This window comes from Actinophytocola sp. (genome assembly GCF_036002505.1).
GTDB lineage: Bacteria > Actinomycetota > Actinomycetes > Mycobacteriales > Pseudonocardiaceae > DASYTH01.
The window spans coordinates 1-17,419 of the sequence record NZ_DASYTH010000340.1 but is presented as its reverse complement, the minus strand read 5'-3'; the positions used below and the strand labels follow the sequence as shown (position 1 = coordinate 17,419).

The window sequence follows — 17,419 nt, the reverse complement described above, 5'->3', positions numbered from 1 at the left end:
GCAACCCAGAAGATGGCCGCGGCGGCCCCCGGTAGCAAGCTGGGGGACACGGCCTGATCAGGCGCGACGTCGCCGAACGGGAGGCAAAGCAGTGACGGAATCCCCGGTCGATCGTGCCGTGCGGGCGCTGGCCCGGGGCGAGCTCGTGGTCGTTGTCGACGACGAGGACCGCGAGAACGAGGGCGACCTCATCATGGCCGCCGAGCACGCCACGCCGGAGGCGGTGGCGTTCTTTCTCCGCTATACCTCAGGCTTCCTGTGCACGGCCATTACCGCGCGCCGCGCCGCCGCCCTGGGGCTCGATCTGATGGTCCAGGAGAACACCGAAAGCCAGCGCACCGCGTTCCTGGTGAGCGTGGACTACCGGCACGGCACCACCACCGGGATCAGCGCCGCTGACCGGGCCGCCACCGTGGTCGCGCTCGCCGACCCGGCGACCCGCCCCAGCGACCTCGCCCGCCCCGGCCACATGATGCCGCTGCTGGCCCGGGACGGCGGGGTGCTGAAACGCGCCGGCCACACCGAAGCCGGCGTGGACCTCTGCCTGCTGGCCGGCCTGACACCCGCGGCGCTGCTCTGCGAGCTGGTCGACCACGACCAGCGGGAGATGATGCGCCGCCCCGAGATCGACCGGTTCGCCGCCACCCACGGCCTGCCCGTCGTCACCATCGCCGAGCTGATCGCCCACCGCCGCTCGATCTCGAGCCTGGTCGAGCGCGCCGGCGAGGCCGACGTGGCCACCTCGTTCGGCACCTTCCGCGCCGTCGCCTATCGATCCACCGTGGACAGCCAGGAGCACCTCGCGATGGTCCTCGGCAACGTCGCCGACGGCGCCGACGTCCTGGTACGGGTGCACAGCGAATGCATCACCGGCGACCTCTTCGGCTCCCTGCGCTGCGACTGCGGGCCCCAGCTCGAGCTCGCCATGCGCCGCATCGCGGCGGCCGGCCGCGGCGTCGTCGTCTACCTCCGCGGCCACGAGGGCCGCGGCATCGGCCTAGCGCACAAGCTGCGCGCCTACCGGTTGCAGCAGGAGCAGAACCTGGACACCGTCGATGCCAACCTGCGCCTCGGCCTGCCGGTGGACAGCCGGGAGTACGGAATCGGCGCGCACATCCTGCGCGATCTCGGCGTCCAGCGGGTGCTCCTGATGACCAACAACCCCGCCAAATACCAAGGCCTCAACGGCTACGGCCTGCACATCACCGGTCGCGTCCCCCTGGAAACCCAGGCCACCGCGCACAACGTGGCCTACCTGTCGGCCAAGCGCGAACGCCTCGGCCACCTGCTCACCCCACCGGCCGCCGCAACCGGCACCTGAGTTATGGCTGAAGGTGGCCTTCGCACACCAAGACCGTGCAAAGGCCACCTTCAGCTCGCCCGGATCAGGCGCCGGGCTCCGGGATGTCGATCAGGTGGAAGATCTTGACGAACCGGTGCAGGAGGGTGGGGTCACCGCTGATGGTGATGCTGCCCTGGATGAGCGCCTCGTCCGGGGTGAGGTCACCGGAGAGCAGGTCACGCAGCACGTAGCCGGGGTCGAGGACCAGGTCGGCGCTGGGATCCGGCCCGGCGACCGCCTTCAGGTGCCCGTCGTCGACGGTCAGATGTATCACGGCGCCGCCGACGCGCACCTCGAAGGTGAGGTTGACGCCGCGGGCCGCCTCGGGCTGGAACACCGCGCGCAGGCCGATGATCAGCGCGTCCTCGGTGACGATCTCCTCGGGGTGCTGCTGCCCCATGGACATGGCGCCCCAGCGGCCCAAGGCCATCACGATGTCCTCGAGCGCCTCGCCGTAGGCGGTGAGCTCCCAGACATCCTCGCCGGCAAGGCCCGGCTGGCGGCGGATGACACCGGTGCGCTGCAGCTCCTTGAGGCGGCTGACCAGCAGCTCCGGCGGGATCATGGGCAGACCCTTGTGCAGGGTGGCGGTGTTCCGCGGGGTCACCAGCAGGTCGCGGACGATGAGCATGCCCCAGCGCTCGCCGATCACCTCCAGCGCCCGGGACAGGCCGCAGTACTGGCCGTAGGTGCGCCGGGTCAGCGTCTGCAACTCGGAAACGATGGAGTCCATCTGCATCGGGTCGTCGCCGCTGGTGGTGAGCTTGAACCGATCGTTCGATATCGTGAGACCCTCGGGCTCTAAAGCAAACGTCAATCGAGATTCAGTCATTGCCCGGCATCCAATCGTACTGGGGCGCCACGGTCACTACGTGACCATTGTCCGGCGCGGTTGTTCACCTCGGCATCTTGCGAATTGCTAGACGCAGCTTCTAGGTCTTGGGCAGGTCCTTGAGCAGGGCGTCGCGAATACGGTGGCGCCAGATCTCGAACGCGGGAATCTGCCCGTCCGGGGGTAGGTCGACGAGTGCTTCATCGGTTACCGCGGCGGCCTCCTCGACGGACAGCTCGCAGAACACCCGGACCGCGTCGTGGGTGTGCGGAATGGTCAGTCCCGCGCGCAGCCGTGCCTTGGCGGCGAACGCGGAACCCTGGGCGACGTCCCGCTCGTGCTCGCCGGCCAGGCGGCGCAGTTCCGTCAGCTCGTCCGGCGGGGTGCCGCCGGCATACGTGGCGGCCAGGCCCACGCCGGCCCAGACGTCGCCGCGGCGCTCCGGGGCGAACGAATTGACCGTCTCGGCGACGTGGTCGACGACGGCGCCGCGGATGAACCACAGCGCGCGCCCGATGCCCTGGTCGATGCCGTGCTGCGCGTAGTTGCCCGGGTCGGGCCACGGGGTGCGCAGCGGGATCAGCTCCTGCTCCTCCACGAAGCGCTTGGTCTTGAAGTAGGCCTCGTGGAAGCCGTACCCGTCCAGGACCAGCCACTGCAGCAGCGGATCCGGGTAGATGATCCCCTTCCAGAGTCGCCGTGGCAGCCGGGCCATCGCCCAGCCGATGCCCACGTGCACCATGTAGATGTGCGGCTCGCCCGGGCCTTCGGCGAAGGCCCGCACCTTGTAGCGGTTCCACGGGGTCATCGCGTCCGCGACGGCCACCGCCATGCCGGCGCCCTCGTAGGCGAACCCGCGGTACTGGTACTCGACGGTCTCCAGCCGCTGCTCCATCTCGGCGACGCTGCCGCTGATGATGGCGTGCTCGTAGCCGGTCAGGAACTGCGCTCCGGTGTGCTCGAGGCGCGCCTGGGCGTGCGTGCTGCGCACCACGAACCCGCGCACCTCGAACTTGGTCTGCGAGTAATCCGGCATGGTGAGCCGCCGGCGGAGCTTTCCCATGAGAGTTGGCATGCGTCCCCACTTTAGATATGCGCGAAAACGGCGTCGCGGCGGTTCCTGGCCAGCGTGCCCCGGCCAGAAGTGGCCGTGCATCTTCGTTGTTGCTGGGCACGGCCCAGCCACCGATCCGAACGCCGCACGGCACGCTGGCCCTCCGCGAGCAACCGGGCCGAAGACCGTAGCGCCAACTCAACCACGGACTTTGCGCAGAACCCTCCTTTGTATGCGGCGCTGCCCAGCGCAAGCACGAAGATGTGGGGCGCGGCGCGGTCGTGGATGCTGCTGGATGAAGGACAGTGCGGCGCGAAAGACGTCAGTATGCCCGCAGGTATTTCCCGGACCCGGTATTCACGTCTGTCGAGGATAGACACATGACTTCTCAGTACGATGACATCATTGTTGGCTCCGGATCGGCGGGCGCTGCGCTGGCGACTCGGCTGAGCGAGGATCCTTCCCGGCGCGTCCTGCTGATCGAGGCGGGCCCGGACTACAAGACGATCGAGGAGACGCCGCGCGACATCGCCAACGGCAGCGTCATGTCGTTGATCCAGCACGACTGGGGGTTCAACGCCGACGTCATCGAGGGTAAGCGGATCCGGTTCCCGCGCGGGAAGCTCACCGGCGGATCCTCCGGGGTCGGCGCCTGCATCGCGCTGCGCGGCGTGCCGGAGAACTTCGAGGAGTGGGCCGGCTACGGCAACCCCGGCTGGGACTACGAGGGTGTGCTGCCGTACTACAAGAAGCTCGAGGACGACCAGGACTACGGCGACAGCGAGTACCACGGCGCCGGCGGCCCGGTCACCATCCGCCGCTGGCCGGTCGAGGAGCTCACCCCGCCGTCGGTGGCCTACATCAACTCCTGCCTGGAGCAGGGATTCCAGGAGACCAAGGACCACAACCACCCCGAGGCGACGGGGGTGGCGTCCTTCCCGGCCAACAAGCGCGGCACGTTCCGGCTGAACACCTCGATCGCGTACCTGGCGCTGTCCCGCGACCGGGCGAACCTGACCATCCGGTCCGCCACGCTGGTCAACAAGGTGCTGTTCGACGGCGACCGGGCCACCGGCGTCGAGCTGGCCGACGGCACGCAGCTGTTCGCCAAGCGGGTGATCCTCTCCGCGGGCGCGTGCGCCTCGCCGACCATCCTGATGCGGTCCGGCATCGGCCCGGCCGACGACCTCGCCCGGTTCGGCATCGAGTCCCGGCTGGACCTCCGGGTCGGCGACAACCTGGTCGACCACCCGCGCACCGGCGCGTTCATGGTCCCCAAGGACGGCACGTACAACCTCGACGACCCGTTCATGCAGCAGCTCCTGCGCACCAGCTCCAAAACCGACGGGACGCGCTTCAACGACCTGCAGTTCTACCTGATCAACCACTTCGACCTGGAGCCGTTCCCGGAGCTGCAGATGCTCGCCGGCGGGATGACGATCTTCGGTGTGATGGTCGTCGACCAGCAGCCGGAGTCCCGCGGCCGGCTCACGCTCGCTTCTCCCGACCCCGACGTGGGGCCGAAGGTCGAGCTGAACTTCCTGTCCACGCAGCGCGACGTCGACGTGCTCATCGAGGGCGTGCGCACCGCCTGGAACCTGCTCAACTACCCGGGCATCGTGGACCTCGGCGACGAGTACGTCGTGCTGAACAAGAAGATCATCGCCAACGACGCCATGGTGCGGCAGTACGTCAAGACCAGCCTGGACAGCGCCTACCACCCGGTCGGCACCGTCCGGATGGGACCGGCGGACGACGAGCGCTCGGTGGTCGGCCCCGACCTGGTCGTGCACGGCACGGAGAACCTCTACGTCGCCGACGCCTCGATCATGCCGAACATCGTCAACTGCAACACCAACATGACCTCGATCATGATCGGCGAGAAGCTCGCCGGCATGCTCCAGGCCGACTGACGATAACCCGGCCGCCAGCGGAGGGCGGCCCACCACCCCGCGAGTCGAGGGTGGCGACACGGCCGCCGGCCCGAGGCACCTGCCCGGCCGGCGGCCGTCCGCTGTGCAGCGCCGGCCGGCGATGAGGAGGCCCCAGCCATGAACCAGGTTCGAGGGCACGCCGTCGTGCTCGGGGCGAGCATGGGCGGCCTGCTGGCCGCGCGCACGCTGTCGGACTTCTACGAGCGGGTGACCGTGGTCGAACGGGACGAGCTGCCGCCCGACGCCCGCAACCGCAAGGGTGTGCCGCAGGGCCGGCACCTGCATGTGCTGCTGCAGCGCGGCGCGGAGGCGTTCGAGCGGCTGTTCCCGGGGCTGACCCGCGAGCTCGCCGAGGCCGGGGCGCCGAGATCCCAGGTGCTGCGCGAGGCCCGGCTGGTGCTCTCCGGCCACGAGCTGGCCGCGGCGGACACCGGCGCGTTCCTGATCCAGCTGACCCGGCCGCTGCTGGAGTCCACGGTGCGGGAGCGGGTCGCCGCGCTGCCCGGCGTCAAGATCATGGACGGGTTCGACGCGGTGGGGCTGCGGGTGGCCGGCGCGCGGGTCACCGGGGCGCGCATCCGCAACCGCCGGCCGGGCAGCGCCGAGGAGGTGGTCGAGGCGGACCTGGTGGTGGACGCCATGGGCCGGGGCGGGCGGACCGCGGCCTGGTTGCCGCTGCTGGGTTACCAGCCACCCGACGAGGACCGCATCAAGATCGACGTCACGTACCTGACCCGGTTCCTGCACCTGGCGGAAGGCACTCCGGCGGCGGGCCTGCAGCTGCTCGTCGGGCCGGTTCCGGGAAAGCCGCGGGGATTCGGCCTGTTCCAGCAGGAGGGCGGCCGCTGGGTGCTGACGTTCGCCGGCATGGCCGGGGAGGTGCCGGCGCACGGGGACGAGGCGAGTCACCTGGCCTACGCCGAAACCGTGGCGCCGCCGGAGGTCCTCGCGGCGCTGCGGGCCGCGGTGCCGGTCACCGAGTTCGTCACGCACCGGTTCCCGACCAGCGTCCGGCGCCGCTACGAGAGGCTCGGCGCGTTCCCCCGCGGGCTGATCGTGTTCGGCGACGCCCTGTGCAGCTTCAACCCGGTCTACGGCCAGGGCATGACGGTGGCGGCGCTCGAGGCGGAGGCCCTGCGGGACTGCCTGCGGGCCGGCGAGCGCGACCTGGCCCGGCTGTTCTTCCGGGCCGCCGCCAAGGTGATCGATCCGGCGTGGCAGCTGAGCGCGGCCGGCGACCTCGCCCTCCCGGAGATCCCGGGCCCGCGGCCACCGGCCACCCGGATCATCAACCGGTACGTGGCCCGAATGCACCGGGTGGCCGCCCACGACCCCGTGGTGGCGCGCTCGTTCGCCCGGGTCTCCGCCCTGCTCGACCCGCCGCGGGCCATTTTCGCGCCCCGAATACTCGCCCGGGTGCTGGGTTCTCGGAAATGACCGGATTCGCCAGGCAAGTCCGAAGATGACGAATATACGGTGCGGCGCGCAACATGTCACGTACCGCTACAACCAAATATCAGAAAGCTGCGACCTATGAAGATCACCCCTCGAGGGAATGGTGTGCTGGGGGCCACGGTTACCGGGTTCGTCCTCGACGAGGCGAGCACCACGGACTTAGCCGAGCTCAAGTCCGCCATCTACCGCGAGAAGATCCTTCTGTTGTCGGAGCAGCGACTCACCTCCGAGCGGTTCGTCGCGTTCGGCCGGGCCCTGGGTCTGGTCGAGACCTACTACGAGCCGATGTACCACCACCCGGACCACCGGGAGATCTTCGTCTCGGCCAGCACACTCGACGACGGTCCGCAGGTCGGTGTGCCGGAGACCGGGAAATTCTGGCACGCGGACTATTCGTACATGCCGGTGCCGTTCGGTATCACGATGATTCATCCGCGGGTGGTGCCGGCCAACGACGGCGGCACGTATTTCATCGACGTGGGCAAAGCTTTCCGCATGCTGCCGGAGAAGCTCAAGGAGGCCGCCCGGCAGACCTCGGCGCTGCACAGCCCGCGGCGGTATTTCAAGATCCGGCCGAGCGACGTGTACCGGCCGATGATCGAGGTGCAGCAGGAGATCGAGAAGACCACGCCGCCGGCGATCCACCCCACGGTGATCTCGCACCCGGTGACCGCCGAGGACGTGCTGTACATCAGCGAGGGCTTCACCTGCGAGCTGCACGACGAGCACGGCCGGCTGCCGGACAACGCGCTGCTCGAGCAGCTGCTGGAGGCCACCGGTCAGCTCGACCCGACGTTCACCCATCCCGGCATCCACCGCCAGCGGTTCACCGCGGGCGACCTGCTGATCTGGGACAACCGCAGCCTCGTGCACCACGTGCTGCACACCACCGAGCCGGAACCGGAGGTCTGGCACCGGGTCACCGTGCATGACGAGCACCCCTTCCATCTGGACTAGCGTGGTGCCGCGCAAGGATTTCCTGGACGCCCACCCCCGACATCGGGGTGGACGGGTGGTGCCACGCCAGCAACGTCATGTGCGCACACCAGCCCGCCCGAAAGGCCGGCGCAGTGGACCGACGGTCGGGCTGGTTGAGGTTGCAGGTAAGGCACGCCGGCGAGTCCGCCGAACCCCGCCAGCCCCGGCGGCTCGCCCTCCTGTTCCGTGGCGGGGAAACCCCGTACACCGGCTCCCATCTCTGGCGGTGATCGCATGAAAACGTTGCAGTCCGCGGTATCGGCGCACGCGAAGGCGCGACCGGACCATCCGGCGTTGATCTGTGGCGACCGCGCGGTCAGCTACGCGGAGCTGCACCGCCGCGGCTGGATGACCGCGCACGCCCTGGCCGCCGCCGGGGTCGGCGAGGGCTCGCGGGTCGCGCACTTCGCCCGCGACTCGCTGATGTACTACGACCTGCTGCTCGGCTGCGCCATCCTGGGCGCGGTGCTGGTGCCGGCGGACTGGCGGCTCAGCGCGTCCGAAGTGGACCACGTGCTGCGGGACTCCGGCGCCGCGCTGCTGTTCCACGACACGTCCACAATGGACCGGATGGCCGAGGTCGAGTCCACCGTGCCCGAGCTGCGCGAGATCATCCTGCTCGACCCGGACGGGTTCGCCCACTGGCAGGCGGCGCACACCGACAAGATCACCGTACCGCAGACCGGCCGGGAGACGCCGGTGCTGCAGCTCTACACCAGCGGCACCTCCGGCGCACCGAAGGGCGTCGTCCTCGCCCAGCGGACGTTCTTCGCCCTGGGCGAGCTGCTGACCGGGCACGGGGTGGACTGGATCGACTGGCACCCGGGGGATCGCAGCCTGGTGGCGCTGCCGGGTTCCCGGATCGGCGGGATCTGGTGGGCCACCCAGGGTCTCGTCGCCGGCGTCACCAACGTGATCCTTCCCGTGTGGAGCGGCGAGCGGGCCGTGCGGGAGATCCACGAGCACCGGATCACCACCGCCTGCGTCGTGCCGGCGATGCTCGAGCGGCTGCTGGACGAGCCGCGCGCCGACATCGCCTCGCTGCGCAAGGTCGTCTACGGCGGCGGGTCGCTCGACGAAACCCTGTTCGCGCGGATCTCGTCCATAGTGGACGTTGAGCTGGTCCAGGTCTACGGTCCCACGGAGAGCGGCATCCCCGCGGTGTGCCTGCCACCGGCCGGGCACCGGCGCTCCCGGCTGGCCGCCGCGGGCCGGCCGTTCCCCGGCGTGGGCCTGCGTATCGTGGACGGTGCGGGCGTCGAGGTGCCGGCCGGCGTGGTCGGCGAGGTCCGCGTGAGCTCGCCCGCGGGCATGGTCGAGTACTGGAACGCGCCGGAGAAGACGGCGGACACCCTGGTGGACGGTTGGATCAGCACCGGGGACGCGGGCTTCCTCGACGAGGACGGGTACCTGTCCGTTCTGGGTCCGATCAGCGACATGATCACGGTCGGGGGCGAGCACGTGTACCCGGCCGAGGTGGAGGACGCGATCCGCCGGCATCCCGACGTGGCCGACGCGGCCGTGGTCGGCGCACCGGATCCGGCCCGGGGCGAGCGGGTCTACGCGTTCATCGTGGCGCGCAACGGAAATCCGCCGAGCGGGCCGGAGCTGACCGCGTTCCTGCGCGGATCGCTCGCCGGTTTCAAGATTCCCACCGCGTTCGAGGTCGTCGACGCCGTGCCGCGCACACCCGTCGGCCGGATCCTGCGCCGGATCGCCCGGGACCGGCTGTGGTCCGAGGTCGTCCGCAAGGCCGGCTGAGGGCGCGGTTCTGGCCCGCATGTTGGCCTCTGACGCTGTCATGTTGGCCCGCGACGTCGCTGTGTTGGCCTATGGCGTGGCCGTGTTGGCCGGGTGCGCGTCGGAGTCGCCGTCAGAGGTGTCCGGCGTCGTCGTCATCGACCAACACATGGACGCCGGAGGCCAACATGGCAACGTGGTGCGCCAACACAGCGACGTGAGAGGCGAACACGGTTACGAAGTGCGGACCGGGCGACGCATCCAGCCCGGCGCGCTGCGGCGCCGGGCCGCTTTGGGGGAAAGCAACGTCACGTTCCGGCCCTCTGGTACTACGACCGCACCACAGTGACGGTGGTGACGGATGTGACTATAGGGGCGGATGAGATGGCCGCGGTGTGCGTAGAAGGGAAGCAACGTGACGTTGCTTTCGCTCCAGGGCAAACAACGTCACGTCGCTTTCCCTGGCCTCCACAGTAGACAGTCAGCGCCAGCACTCAGCCGGTGCTGCTGTAGTGCTAGGGACGGCAACGTCACGTTCACTCCTGGCAAGGAAAGCAACGTTACGTCAGCTTTCGAAGGGCTGACCTTTTTCCGGGATCGGGAAGAAGAAGCGCACGAACCGGTCCCAGGCCCGCTCACCGAAGATCGCGCGCTGGCGGGGCAGCAGGCGGACCGGAACCCCGATCCGGTAACGTATTCTCGGGTTCTTGGCGTTGACCGCCCGCTCGATCACCTCGGCCACCTTCTCCGCGCGCACGGCGGTCTTGCCCCGGCCGCGCGGGTTCTCGATCTCCCGGTACGCGCCGTGCCATTGCACGAAGAACTCCCAGAAACCGGAGTACAGACCGTCCGCCTGGCCATCGGTCATACCCAGGTCGTCAACGGTCGTCGGCACGAACCCGCCGCGGATCGGCGACGGCTGGATGACCACGACCTTGATGCCGAACGGCCGGACCTCGTTGCGCAACGAGTCGCTGATCGCCTCGAGGGCGAACTTCGTCGCCTGGTAGTAGCCACGGCCCGGGGTGGCGAACATGCCGAAGATCGACGACATCATGATGATGCGGCCGGCGCCCTGCTCGCGCATGGCCGGCAGCACGAGCTGGGTCAGCCGGGCGGTGCCGAACACATTGGTCTCGAACTGCCGGCGCACGTCGTCCATCGGCGTTTCGCCGAACGTGCCGTTCAGGCTGTACGCGGCGTTGTTGATGAGCACGCCGACGGAGCCGTGCTCCTCGTTGATCCGCTTGACCACCGTCTCCATGGACTGCTCGTCGGTCAGGTCGAGGTGCATGGTCTGGATGCCCTCGGCGGCGAGGTCGCCGAGCCGCTCGGGGTCGCGCGCGGTCGCGTAGACCGGCCAGCCGGCCCGGTGCAGACGCAGGGCCGTTTCCTTGCCCGTGCCGGACGAGAGACCGGTGCCGGAGGAGGTGCCGGTGATCAGTATCGCGCGGGATGGAGCCATGGGAAATCTCCTTGCAGCGAACGGGCGTCGGCCGTGGCCATCCACTTTCGGACAAAAGCATAGGTCCGGGCGATGTGGCGTTGTTCTTCGGTAATGCCGTCTTCAGTTTCTCGTTGATTGCTGTGTTTGTCACAGCGGGCAATCTGCAAGGTGAGGCATTTTCCGGCGCCAGTCATGCTGAACTGCGTCGGGATCGTGTCCGGCGGAGCGTCTGTGCGGTCGGACGAGACTTGGAGGAATTCCCATGGCTGAGGTACCGGGCGTGCGCGTTCCGCTGATCGAAGAGGGAGACGCGACCGGGCGGACGGCGGAATTGTTCGCGCATATCAAGTCCGTGACCAAGCTTCCGTTCGTGCCGGACATGTTCCGGTTGACGTCGACCCGGCCGGACCTGCTGAAGGTCGTGTCCACCGGGTACGAGGGCGTGTTCCTCAGCGAGGACGCGGTGTTGCCGCGAGGGACCCGCGAGCTGATCGCCGCCTGGTCGTCCAATGTGAACGGTTGCCCGTACTGCGTCGGCACCCACAACTGGTTCCTCAGCCAGTTCGGCGGCAATGACGAGCTGACGGCCGCGGTGTGGAACGCCCGGGAGCTTTCCGACGTGCCGCTGGACGACAAGACCCGCGTGCTGCTGGAGCTGGTGACCAAGGTGTGCCAGCACGCCTACAAGGTCGTCGACCGGGACTGGGAGGCCGCGGCGGACGCCGGCTGGACCAACGCCGAGATCCTCGAGGCGATCTTCGTCGCTTCGCTGTTCGCCTTCATCAACCGTCTCGTGGACGCCACCGGGCTGGGCACCTCGGTGCGGGAGAGCCGCATCTCCCAGCAGGGCAACAGCAATGCGGCCTGACGGGGCACCGCGCGTACCGCCCGGCCCGTCCCGCTGGTCGACGCTGAGCCTGCTCTCCCGGATGGCCCGCGACCGGCTCGAGGTGATGACCTGGGCGTCGGCCAGGTACGGCGACGCGGTGCGGCTGCGGCTCGGCCCGAAGACGCTGAACTTCTTCAACAACCCCGAGCACGCCAAGTACGTGCTGGCCGACAACGCCGGCAACTACCTCAAGGGCATCGGCCTGGTCCATGCCCGGCGCGCACTCGGCGACGGGCTGCTCACCAGCGAGGGCGAGCTCTGGAAGACGCAGCGCAAGACCATCCAGCCGACGTTCCAACCGCGGCGCATCTCCAAGCAGGCGGGCACCATCGCCGAGGAGGCCGCGGCGATGGTCGACCGGTTGCGGGCGCGGGCCGACAGCGGCCCCGTCGACGTGCGGCACGAGATGACCGAGCTGACCCTCGGCATCCTCGGCCGCACCCTGCTCGACGCGGATCTGACGGAGTTCCAGTCCATCGGCGAGTCCTTCGAGCACGTCCAGGACCAGGCGATCTTCGAGATGATGTCGCTGTCCACCGTGCCACACTGGATTCCGCTGCCCGGGCAGCTGCGTTTCCGCCGGGCCCAACGGGATCTGCAGCACGTGGTGGACACTCTGGTGGCGGACAAGGCCCCGGTCAGCGCCGAACGCGACGACGTCGTGTCCCGGCTGATCGAGGCCACCAAGTCCGAAAGCGACCCCCAGGTCCGCCGCACCCGCATCCGCGACGAGATGAACACCCTGCTGCTGGCCGGCCACGAAACCACGGCCAGCACCCTCAGCTGGACGTTCTACCTGCTGGACAAGCACCCCGAGGTCGCCGAACGCGTGCACGCCGAAGCCGTCGAGGTCCTCGGTGACCGCCTCCCGACCCACGACGACCTGAAGAAGCTCAGCTACACCACCATGGTCGTCCAAGAAGTGATGCGCCTTTACTCACCCGTCTGGATCATCCCGCGCATCGCCCGCGAAGCCGACACCATCGGCGGCTTCCATGTCAAAGCCGGCGCGGACGTGTTGATCTGCCCCTACACGCTCCACCGCCACCCGGACTACTGGGACCACCCCACCAAGTTCGACCCCGAGCGCTTCCTGCCGGAGAACGTGGCGGGCCGCCCCCGCTACGCCTACATCCCGTTCGGCGCCGGACCCCGCTTCTGCATCGGCAACACCCTCGGCACCATGGAGGCGATCTTCGTCATCGCCCTCATCGCCCGAGAGCTCCGCCTCTCCCTCGACCCGGACCACAAGGTCGTCGGCGAACCCATGCTCACCCTCCGCATCAGCGGTGAACTTCCCATGCACATCACCAAACGCGACTAGTGCGATGAATGCGTCGTTCATCGCGCCGGGCGCGCGGAACGACGCATTCACCGCACCATCTCTACCCCCGGTTGAGACTGCTGAGATAGCCGGCCACCTCATGGTGGCGCAGGTACCGGGCCAGGCCGAGGGGTGTGCGTTCGTGCGGGATGAGCTCGGCGGACGGATCCGTGTCGTCGAGGATCTCGGCGGTGGGGTCGGCGCCGAGCTCGACGAGCAGTTTCACGACGGCGACATGGCCGCCGAGGACGGCGGCGACGAGCGGTGCGCCCCAACCGTGCCAGTCCTCGTCGAGCGGGAAGCCGAGCGAGGCCAGCAGCGCGACGGCTTCGGGCCGGTTGAGCGCGACGGCCAGGTGGAGTGGTTCGGGCACGCCGGAGACGGTGCGGGCCCGCTCGGCGAGGCCGGGGTCGGCGGCCAGGAGCCGTTGTACGGCCGGGCGGTCCGCGCGCAGGCACGCGGCGACGAACTCGTGGGTCGGGTCCAGCGGCGCGGCCACCGCCCCAGCTTGGGCGAGCAGGTCGACGATCTCGGTGTTTCCGCACGCCGCCGCAAGTGTGTAGGCGGGTGGGCCGGGGTCACGGCCTCCTGGGGCGGCGCTGGCGGCGTTGATGTCGATGCCGGTCTCGGCGCAGCGGCGCAGCAGCAGCCGGACCCGGTTGGGCAGGTTCCACTGCGCGGAGTAGCGGAGTTCGGCCTGCACCAGCTGCGCCGGGGTGAGGGTGAGGCGCACCGGGGCCGGCGCCCCCTTGGGCAGCTGCCGGCGGGGATCGTGGGCGAGCCGGGCCGCCCACACCCCGCCGGAACCGCGGCCGAGCCCGTATTCGAGCAGCAGCGCGAGGCCGGTGTCGTCGTCGTGCGGGTGCTCGCAGGCGTTGCTCAGGGCCCGCTGGTCGTTGGGGTCGGCGCCGGCATCGAGCAGCAGCCGCGCCAGCGCCAGGCTGTGCTGGTGCGCCGGCTGGTGGATCGGATCGCGGCCGCCGCGGAACGCGCCGCTGAGTGCGGTCACCGGGGGTGGTTCGCCGTCGGGCAGGTAGCCGGCGCCGGGATCCGCGCCGTGCGCCAGCAGCAGCCGGGCCACCTCCAGCGTGGAATGGCCCGCCGCGGTGCTGTTCAGCCGGGCGAAGGCCAGGTAGAGCAACGGCGGCCAGCCGTGCGGCCCGCCCACCTGGCTGGCCCGCGACGCGTCCGCGGCCAGGAGCGCGGTGGCCGCGGCGATGTCGCCGACCGCCGCCGCCGTGTGGATGGTGGCCGAAGCCAGCTCCGGGTGCCCGGCCAGCATTCGGCGGGCCTCGCCCTGCCGGTGCAGGCCGTCGGGCTCCTCGCCGGCGCCGGCGTTCCAGCCGTCGCAGTGGGTCAGGCAGGCCAGGTGCAGGAAATCGCCGGCCAGGTCGCGGCCGGTCGCCGGGTGACGCTGCGGGGCCCGGCTGTACCGGGCGAGCATGCCGGCGTACTCGCGGAGCCGGCGCCAGCTCGGGAAACCTTTCGAGCGGGCCTCGACCAGCTGCGCGTCGGCCAGGGTGAACCCGGCCCACGCGGGGTCGGTGGGGGACACGTCGGCCCAGCGCGGATGCAGCTCGCGCGCGGCCCCGATGAACTTGGGGTGGCCGGCGCGAACGAGATCCCGGAGCTCTTTGGCTCGCTTGCGGAGCTGCTCCAGGTTGAGGGGTACAGAATGGGCGGCCATCACGGCCTCCTTCCGGGATGCGCCTGCCGTCCGCATCGTCAGGCCGAAAGGAGGATCCGAACGTTGTCGATCACCCTCGCACAGACCCCGGGCGGGCTCAGCCCTTCGCGCGGACCGCAAGCGTCCCGGAACGCTTGCCACCACGATAACTCACGCACTAGGGCCGCGTCAGCGGTCCAGTCGACCGTCCTTGACCGCGGCCAGTAGGCCGGGCAGGTCGACGGCGAGAATCGGGCCGGTGGGATTCTTGCTGTCGCGCACCGCGCCACTATCAATGAGCGTGACTTCGACACAGCTATCGCCGCCCGTACTACGGATTGACTTGCGCCATTGGCGTTCCGTCATTCGGCATTCTCCCATCGTTTGATGTATTCGGCGATCACCTCTGCCGAGTCCTGTGGGCCGAGCGCCACCCGCTCCACCTTTTCGACGGCCTGACGGTAGCGGTTGACGTCATCCTCTTCGTGGAGAAACAACAAGGAATCTCGGAGTTCGAGGTGTACAACCGGGTCTGACTCATCGGAATCGATGACCAAACACAGCCCCTCGAGCGCGGGATGCCAACCGCTGTCAAAGGGAATGACCCGGAGGTCCACGTTCGGCCACGTCATCGCATCCCGTAGGTGCCTGAGCTGTTCGGCCATGACTTCGTGTGTGCCGATGAGTTGACGCAGTGCCGCTTCGCCAACGAATGCGGCCAACCGGACCGGTTTCGGCTCCCGCCTGGTCAGCACGTCCCGCCGGCCGATCCGCATGGCAATCCGTCTCGGGACTTCGCGATCCGGGACCTCGCCCGCCGACATGATCGATCGGATGTAGCTGCTGGTTTGCAGCAGCCCCGGAATCAGCAGTGGGGCGAGAACGGTGATCACGGTCGCCCGCTGTTCGAAATCCAGCAGCGCGTCGAACTGCTGCCGCTGCTCGGGCAGGCTGATCGCCAACCACCGGGGTTCGTCCGTGGCCCGCGTCAGCTCCATGATCTCTTCGTACGGGTCTCCGATTACCTCCAGCCTCGTGAGGTACTGGGCCACCTGGTCGGGGGAGGGAATCCGTTCACCGTTCTCCCACCGGGACAGCACACCAGGATCACGCTCAAGCACCTTGGCGAACTCGCGCAGGCCGTAACCCCTCTCCTCCCGCACCTTGCGCAACGCCTTGCCCAGTGCCCGAGCCTTCGGAGTCCTCACGTTGTCGCCCCGTTGCCGGCCATGCAACGCAGCATATCCATGGTTTCGCCCCCTCCTGCCGGTGCCGTCGCCGCCCCGAACCGTTGCGGCGTCCAGAGTGTAGGCACATCATCGTGCAACAACCGTCAACAACCCACGAAGTGGAGTGCCTAGTGATCTTGCAGGAGCGGTTCCCGCACATCGCGCACTACCTGGAGGCCGAGCCGACCGGCTGGATCTCGGCAAAGCTGCCACTCTGGAGCCTCTGGGCCAGACCATCGCTGAGCCCGGCCGAGCAGTCCGTGGCCTACGACGAATGGGCCGACTTCTACCAGTGGCACCTCGAGCGACAAGCCGACGATCTGCCCAGAGATCACGTCTGGCTCCGCGTGATGCAACGATGGACCGACGACATGGTCTACACCTGCCGCCGGTGCGCGGCCTACGCCCGAGGCGAAGACCCCGGCGACCCGATCCCCTCATGGAAACGCCGCAACGACTACGCCAACGCGCCACACAGCTATGCCAATGCGTCACACGGCTACGCAGACGCGTAACACGGCTACCTGACCGCGAGACACACCGGGATCGCCCTGTCGATCAGGCGTCCTCTTCGTCGTCCGGTCGACCGATCCGTTCGGTCCAGTACGCCAGCCGGCGGCGGGTGTTCAGGGTGCTGGGGTGGTCGGTGCCGAGGACTCGCTCGCGGGTGGGGAGTAGCTCGGTGAGCATGTCTCGGGCGCTGGCTGGGTCTCCGGCCTGGCCGGTCCAGTGCGCCAGGTTGTGCCGGGTGTTCAGGGTGTTGGGGTGGTCGGTGCCGAGGACTCGCTCGCGGATGGGGAGTAGCTCGGCGAGCAAGTCTCGAGCGCCGGCCGGATCCCCAGCATCGCCGGTTCGGTACGCCAGGTTGTGGCGGGTAAGCAGGGTGTCGGGGTGGTCGGTGCCGAGGATCCCATCCTGGATGGGGAGTAGCTCAGCGAACAAGTCTCGGGCGACGGCTGGGTCTCCGGCTTGGCCAGTCCAGTGCGCCATCTCGTGGCGGGTAAGTAGGGTGCGGGGGTGGTCGGCACCGAGAACCCGTTCACGGATGGGGAGCAGCTCAGCGAACAAGTCTCGGGCGCCAGCTGGGTCCCCGGCCCGGCCGGTCCAGCGGGCCAACTCTTGGCGGGTGGTCAGGGTGTCGGGGTGGTCGGTGCCGAGGACTCGCTCACGGATGGGGAGTAGTTCGTCGAGCATGTCTCGGGCGCCGGCCGGATTACCGGCTTCGCCGGTGAAGTAAGCCTGGTTGTGGCGGGTGGTCAGGGTCTCGGGGTGTTCGGGGCCGAGGACCCGCTCTTGGATGAGGAGTAGCTCGGCGAATAGGTTTTGGGCACCAGCTGGATCCCCTGCCTGGCCGGTCCAGCCCGCCAGGTCGTGGCGTGTGATCAGAGTGTCGGGGTGATCGGGCGATAGATGGTTGAGTAGGACGCGGACGTGTGTCTGCAACGTTGTCCAGATGCTTATCGTTTCCGCGTTGACCAGGTCGGCGTTCGGTATCGCCGCGCTGATGAGTGCTCTGGTGGCGGTGGCCC

15 protein-coding genes are annotated in these 17,419 nt (G+C 69.0%); 8 read left to right on the top strand and 7 right to left on the bottom strand.

Annotation, left to right across the window (positions count from 1 at the left end):
• Window positions 1-91 precede the first annotated feature (91 nt).
• Complete coding sequence (locus VGR06_RS29860) at window positions 92-1,321, top strand: bifunctional 3,4-dihydroxy-2-butanone-4-phosphate synthase/GTP cyclohydrolase II (RefSeq protein WP_327562495.1); 1,230 nt, start codon at window positions 92-94, stop codon at window positions 1,319-1,321.
• A gap of 64 nt (window positions 1,322-1,385) precedes the next feature.
• Here VGR06_RS29860 and VGR06_RS29855 read toward each other — a convergent pair whose 3' ends face one another.
• Together VGR06_RS29855 and VGR06_RS29850 are read right to left on the bottom strand one after the other, a co-directional pair.
• A complete protein-coding gene (locus VGR06_RS29855) occupies window positions 1,386-2,075 on the bottom strand; it encodes a winged helix-turn-helix transcriptional regulator (RefSeq protein ID WP_327562494.1) in 690 nt (229 codons plus the stop codon).
• A 199-nt stretch (window positions 2,076-2,274) separates the two neighbouring features.
• Window positions 2,275-3,249, bottom strand: a complete 975-nt coding sequence (locus tag VGR06_RS29850) for a DUF1702 family protein (protein ID WP_327562493.1) — start codon at window positions 3,247-3,249, stop codon at window positions 2,275-2,277.
• Between the two features lie 359 nt (window positions 3,250-3,608).
• Here VGR06_RS29850 and VGR06_RS29845 point away from each other — a divergent pair, with 359 nt between their 5' ends.
• The 4 genes from VGR06_RS29845 to VGR06_RS29830 all read left to right on the top strand — a co-directional run bounded on the left by VGR06_RS29845 (window position 3,609) and on the right by VGR06_RS29830 (window position 9,356).
• Complete coding sequence (locus VGR06_RS29845; protein WP_327562492.1) at window positions 3,609-5,141, top strand: GMC family oxidoreductase; 1,533 nt, start codon at window positions 3,609-3,611, stop codon at window positions 5,139-5,141.
• A 138-nt stretch (window positions 5,142-5,279) separates the two neighbouring features.
• Window positions 5,280-6,599 (top strand): 2-polyprenyl-6-methoxyphenol hydroxylase-like oxidoreductase, encoded by a 1,320-nt coding sequence (locus VGR06_RS29840; protein WP_327562491.1) that lies wholly within the window; start codon window positions 5,280-5,282, stop codon window positions 6,597-6,599.
• Window positions 6,600-6,695: 96 nt separating this feature from the next.
• Complete coding sequence (gene scoE / locus VGR06_RS29835; RefSeq protein WP_327562490.1) at window positions 6,696-7,574, top strand: (3R)-3-[(carboxymethyl)amino]fatty acid oxygenase/decarboxylase; 879 nt, start codon at window positions 6,696-6,698, stop codon at window positions 7,572-7,574.
• Between the two features lie 255 nt (window positions 7,575-7,829).
• Entirely contained in the window at window positions 7,830-9,356 is a 1,527-nt protein-coding gene (locus VGR06_RS29830; protein ID WP_327562489.1) for an AMP-binding protein, read from the top strand.
• A 544-nt stretch (window positions 9,357-9,900) separates the two neighbouring features.
• Here the strand turns inward: VGR06_RS29830 and VGR06_RS29825 are convergent.
• Window positions 9,901-10,800, bottom strand: coding sequence for an SDR family NAD(P)-dependent oxidoreductase (locus tag VGR06_RS29825; RefSeq protein WP_327562488.1), 900 nt, complete (start codon window positions 10,798-10,800; stop codon window positions 9,901-9,903).
• 244 nt (window positions 10,801-11,044) lie between these two features.
• On the opposite strand from VGR06_RS29825, the gene VGR06_RS29820 reads away from it, so the two are divergent.
• The gene (locus VGR06_RS29820) at window positions 11,045-11,650 is read left to right on the top strand and encodes a peroxidase-related enzyme (RefSeq protein ID WP_327562487.1); all 606 of its coding nucleotides are present in this window, start codon (window positions 11,045-11,047) and stop codon (window positions 11,648-11,650) included.
• Complete coding sequence (locus tag VGR06_RS29815) at window positions 11,640-12,995, top strand: cytochrome P450 (RefSeq protein WP_327562486.1); 1,356 nt, start codon at window positions 11,640-11,642, stop codon at window positions 12,993-12,995. The genes VGR06_RS29820 and VGR06_RS29815 overlap by 11 nt, the downstream gene beginning before the upstream one ends.
• Before the next feature lie 61 nt (window positions 12,996-13,056).
• Here VGR06_RS29815 and VGR06_RS29810 read toward each other — a convergent pair whose 3' ends face one another.
• The 3 genes from VGR06_RS29810 to VGR06_RS29800 all read right to left on the bottom strand — a co-directional run bounded on the left by VGR06_RS29810 (window position 13,057) and on the right by VGR06_RS29800 (window position 15,869).
• Complete coding sequence (locus tag VGR06_RS29810; protein WP_327562485.1) at window positions 13,057-14,682, bottom strand: ankyrin repeat domain-containing protein; 1,626 nt, start codon at window positions 14,680-14,682, stop codon at window positions 13,057-13,059.
• A 168-nt stretch (window positions 14,683-14,850) separates the two neighbouring features.
• The gene (locus VGR06_RS29805) at window positions 14,851-15,027 is read right to left on the bottom strand and encodes a DUF397 domain-containing protein (protein ID WP_327562484.1); all 177 of its coding nucleotides are present in this window, start codon (window positions 15,025-15,027) and stop codon (window positions 14,851-14,853) included.
• Window positions 15,024-15,869, bottom strand: a complete 846-nt coding sequence (locus VGR06_RS29800; protein WP_327562483.1) for a helix-turn-helix transcriptional regulator — start codon at window positions 15,867-15,869, stop codon at window positions 15,024-15,026. Before VGR06_RS29800 ends, VGR06_RS29805 begins: the two co-directional genes overlap by 4 nt.
• Before the next feature lie 152 nt (window positions 15,870-16,021).
• Between VGR06_RS29800 and VGR06_RS29795 the strand changes: the two genes are divergently transcribed.
• Window positions 16,022-16,405, top strand: a complete 384-nt coding sequence (locus VGR06_RS29795) for a hypothetical protein (RefSeq protein WP_327562482.1) — start codon at window positions 16,022-16,024, stop codon at window positions 16,403-16,405.
• 43 nt (window positions 16,406-16,448) lie between these two features.
• Here the strand turns inward: VGR06_RS29795 and VGR06_RS29790 are convergent.
• On the bottom strand, window positions 16,449-17,419 hold a 971-nt coding region (locus VGR06_RS29790; protein WP_327562481.1), incomplete at its 5' end, for a tetratricopeptide repeat protein.

What these genes read in the sequence shown, in the direction of transcription:
- scoE (WP_327562490.1), top strand. Translation starts at nt 6,696, where the DNA reads ATGAAGATCACCCCTCGAGGGAATGGTGTGCTGGGGGCCACGGTTACC.
- VGR06_RS29810 (WP_327562485.1), bottom strand. Translation starts at nt 14,682, where the DNA reads ATGGCCGCCCATTCTGTACCCCTCAACCTGGAGCAGCTCCGCAAGCGA.
- VGR06_RS29840 (WP_327562491.1), top strand. Translation starts at nt 5,280, where the DNA reads ATGAACCAGGTTCGAGGGCACGCCGTCGTGCTCGGGGCGAGCATGGGC.
- VGR06_RS29855 (WP_327562494.1), bottom strand. Translation starts at nt 2,075, where the DNA reads ATGGACTCCATCGTTTCCGAGTTGCAGACGCTGACCCGGCGCACCTAC.
- VGR06_RS29815 (WP_327562486.1), top strand. Translation starts at nt 11,640, where the DNA reads ATGCGGCCTGACGGGGCACCGCGCGTACCGCCCGGCCCGTCCCGCTGG.
- VGR06_RS29820 (WP_327562487.1), top strand. Translation starts at nt 11,045, where the DNA reads ATGGCTGAGGTACCGGGCGTGCGCGTTCCGCTGATCGAAGAGGGAGAC.
- VGR06_RS29830 (WP_327562489.1), top strand. Translation starts at nt 7,830, where the DNA reads ATGAAAACGTTGCAGTCCGCGGTATCGGCGCACGCGAAGGCGCGACCG.
- VGR06_RS29845 (WP_327562492.1), top strand. Translation starts at nt 3,609, where the DNA reads ATGACTTCTCAGTACGATGACATCATTGTTGGCTCCGGATCGGCGGGC.
- VGR06_RS29805 (WP_327562484.1), bottom strand. Translation starts at nt 15,027, where the DNA reads ATGACGGAACGCCAATGGCGCAAGTCAATCCGTAGTACGGGCGGCGAT.
- VGR06_RS29850 (WP_327562493.1), bottom strand. Translation starts at nt 3,249, where the DNA reads ATGCCAACTCTCATGGGAAAGCTCCGCCGGCGGCTCACCATGCCGGAT.
- VGR06_RS29825 (WP_327562488.1), bottom strand. Translation starts at nt 10,800, where the DNA reads ATGGCTCCATCCCGCGCGATACTGATCACCGGCACCTCCTCCGGCACC.